This window comes from Longimonas sp. (assembly GCF_046498435.1).
GTDB lineage: Bacteria > Bacteroidota > Rhodothermia > Rhodothermales > Salinibacteraceae > Longimonas.
In genome coordinates, this window is record NZ_JAWOAR010000111.1 from 1 (window position 1) to 3222 (window position 3222).

Here is a 3222-nt window from a genome sequence, read left to right on the forward strand (position 1 = left end):
CGTCTAAGAGCAGCACCTGGGCCTCCTTCAAGATGGCGCGAGCAATGGCCACACGATGCTGCTGTCCGGCCGAGAGCCGGACGCCCCGCGCGCCGACTTGTGTGGCGTAGCCGTTGGGTAGCGCCTGGATGAACGCGTGGGCATTGGCCATGCGTGCGGCGCGCTGCACGTCGGCGTCGGTGGCGTCGGGGTCGGCGTAGCAGATGTTGGAGGCCACCGTACCTGAAAACAGCGTCGGGTCTTGCGGCACGAGCGCAATCTTGCGGCGCAGCATTTTCAGGTCGAACGTGCGCAGGTCGTGGCCTCCCAACGTGACGGCGCCTTCTTGCGGATCCCAAAAGCGTCCAATCAGGTTGGCCACGGTGCTTTTGCCAGCGCCCGAGGAGCCCACCAGGGCCGCCGTCTCGCCATGCGGAATCTGCATCGATACGCCACGCAGCGCGGGTTCTTTCGCATCCGGATACGTAAAGCGGACGTCGTTGAGCGCCACCGTTCCGGCAGGCACGTCGGTCCTGGATCCGCCCGACTCTGGCTCCGCGTCCATCAGGTTCGACAGGCGCTCCAGTGCGGCCATGCCCGATTGCAGCTTGTCGTTGAAGAACATGACGGACTTTACCGGGCCTTGCAGCTGGCGCTGGTACATGATGAACGCCGTGAGTTCGCCCAGCGTGAGCGATCCGCCCACGACCATCCAGCCCCCCACGAGCAGCAGCGCACCGAGTCCGTAGTTTGCGGTGATGTTGACGAGCCCCTCCATCTTGCCCACGTCTTTGCGGCGGTCCAGGTTAAGATCGACGTAGGCTTGGTTCTGCCGCCCGAAGCGCTGGCGCTCCTGATCTTCGCCGACGAAGGCTTTGACCACACGGATGTTGGAGATAGCTTCGGTCGAGGTGGCGGTGAGGCGCGCCACCGTCTCGCGAATGTCGCGCGAGGCTTCGCGCAGCGGCTCCTGGTAGTAGTACGTGATTACCGCCAGCAGCGGCAGTACCACCAGGTTGACGAGCGCGAGTTTCCAGTTCATGACTACGAGAATGGCCGCCACCACCAGAATCGCCACGAGCTGCCCCGACAGCCGCGACGCTGCCGCCTGAATCATACCCTCCAGCGCGTTCGGGTCGCTCACCACACGCGAGCTAAGCGATCCCGACTGCTCATTGGAGAAGCGCGACACCGGCAGCGTCATGAGGTGGTTGTACGCATCCATGCGCACATCGCTCACCACATGCTGCGTGAGCGCAAAACTCCAGTACATGCCCGCGTACTCGATGATGGCGCGGAAGAGGTAGAATCCGGCAAACGCGATGCCAAACCACAGAAAGAGCGAGGCATTGCCCTCCGGAATGACCGTGTCGAAGGCGTAGCGCACAAACTGCGGTCCGACGGCTTCGAGCGCAGCCGTAAAGCTGATCAGTGCCACCAGTGCCAGCACCCGTGCTTTATACGGAGCCAGCACGCCCCACAGCCGCTTCAAAATGGCGAGTGTGGACTGGCGCGGCTCGGTGTTCGGATCGGACATACGGGGTTATTTCGGATACAAAAAAGAGGAGGCGGCGTCGAGCAGCCTCGGCAGGATTGAGCAGCGGTTTCTGTTTTTGGTGTGTGCTCACCGAGCAGGAGATGGTTCGGCTTCGCTCACCATGACATCATTTATAGTGTGTCATCCTGGCGGAGCGGCTCCGTCCCGGAGGCGCGCAGTCGAAGGATCTCCCCAACAGGAAACGCGGCGAACGTCGTCGGGCCTCCGCGTGCTCACCTGACCTACCCTGGGCGTGTGCCACTGCTACACCGCAGGGGCGTCGGTGTCGGTGAGATGCGCCAGGCGGCGGTATTCGGTGTAGAGCCCCTCGCGGAGCGGCACCAGCTGCTCGTTTGCCCGTGCGGCCGCTTCGGTGAGCACCGAATGCAGAAACCAGCACTGCTGCTCGGGGCCCGCACTCAGCGCCGTGCGTCCCGGTGCCGAGGTGAAGATGTCGATGCCCTGCTCCAGCGTCTGGTTCATCGTCCACACGTTGTGGTGCTTATCCGCCAGGCTGATGGCCAACGCTTCATCGGGCGCTTCGGTCAGGTGCTCCACGTACGCCTCCTTACGTATGCGCCACGGCAGCTTGTTGCCCGTGTCGTCGAGCTTCGGTTCAGTGACATCCACAACCAGGCGTGTCACGTCGTCTCCCACCAGCTCGCGCAGTTCATCGGAGGTCATGCGTTCGCCGTGCGTGTTGGGGTCTTCGATGATGTCGTGCAGGTACGCCGCTGCCACCACTGTGGACGTCCACCCCGCACGCGCCACCGCCATCGCTACCGACGACAGATGGGCAATGACCGGTACGCGCACCGGCTCGGGCTGCTCAAACGGCTCATCGCGCCACCGGCTCTTGCGGTAGCAGTCGTTGTGCCACTCCGACGCCAGTTCAATGGCGTGCTCAACGAGTGGACTAAAGGACGAGGCAAAAGAATCGGACATAATCGTAGCGGGTGTGATGAGATGAAACGTTACAACTGAATCAGCCGGTGCGACGCGTTGCCCACGTCGATGTGAGCGCGGATCGTATCCAGCAGGTCCATGCTGTATTTATTGAAGAAGTACGTCGGGTTCAGGGTTCGCTCTTGCAGATTCCGTGTGGGCATCAGGTTTACGCAGACCTTTTCGATCTGCGCACGCACCTCGTCTTGCTGACGCTTTTCGGCGCGCACCACACGTTGCTTCAGGTCGTTCATCTCGTTCACTACAGCGGCACGCGTTGCCTCTACCGAGCGCCCAAGCGTGGCATCCACCGCCTCGGCCGTAGGCTTTAAGTCGTTCAGGGCCTTGTGGATGCGGGAAGCGGTCTGCCCAAACGTCTGGTCGATATCCACCTCCATCGCATCCACCACGACCGATTGGATTTGAACAGGATCCCCTACAAGAAAATCTGTTGAAAAAACTTCAGAATCTTCAAGCCTGATGTTTGAAAGCTGAACGTTTCTATAGGCAAAAAATATTTTATAATTAATCTGTTCTCCAAGATAATATTCTTTACCGTCAATTTCCTGCCAAACTTTTACATTTTCAGACTGAACTTTATCAATATCATCTTTTTCATGAATTTTTATTTGTACTTTTTCTGTTTGAAAATCTTTTCCATCAGCCTTAACTTTAATCGGACCAATAGAAAACTCTCCCGATTTGAGCGCAAGTGCCCTGTATTTGAACTCCTGCTTAACCTGAGTCTCGAAATTGACAAC

The 3222-nt window shown here is 59.3% G+C and carries 3 protein-coding genes; all 3 read right to left on the bottom strand.

The features are described 5' to 3' along the window. Nucleotides 1–1516 (bottom strand): ABC transporter ATP-binding protein (locus R6U20_RS04435; protein WP_410336661.1); only part of this gene is annotated, 1516 nt, incomplete at its 3' end. 264 nt (nucleotides 1517–1780) lie between these two features. Further along, nucleotides 1781–2461, bottom strand: a complete 681-nt coding sequence (locus R6U20_RS04440) for an HD domain-containing protein (protein WP_410336662.1) — start codon at nucleotides 2459–2461, stop codon at nucleotides 1781–1783. A 29-nt stretch (nucleotides 2462–2490) separates the two neighbouring features. Continuing rightward, nucleotides 2491–3222, bottom strand: a 732-nt coding sequence (gene bshC, locus R6U20_RS04445; RefSeq protein ID WP_410336663.1) for a bacillithiol biosynthesis BshC, incomplete at its 5' end; no start/stop codon positions are given.

Coding starts and splice junctions, on each gene's coding strand:
- R6U20_RS04440 (WP_410336662.1), bottom strand. CDS start 2,461: ATGTCCGATTCTTTTGCCTCGTCCTTTAGTCCACTCGTTGAGCACGCC.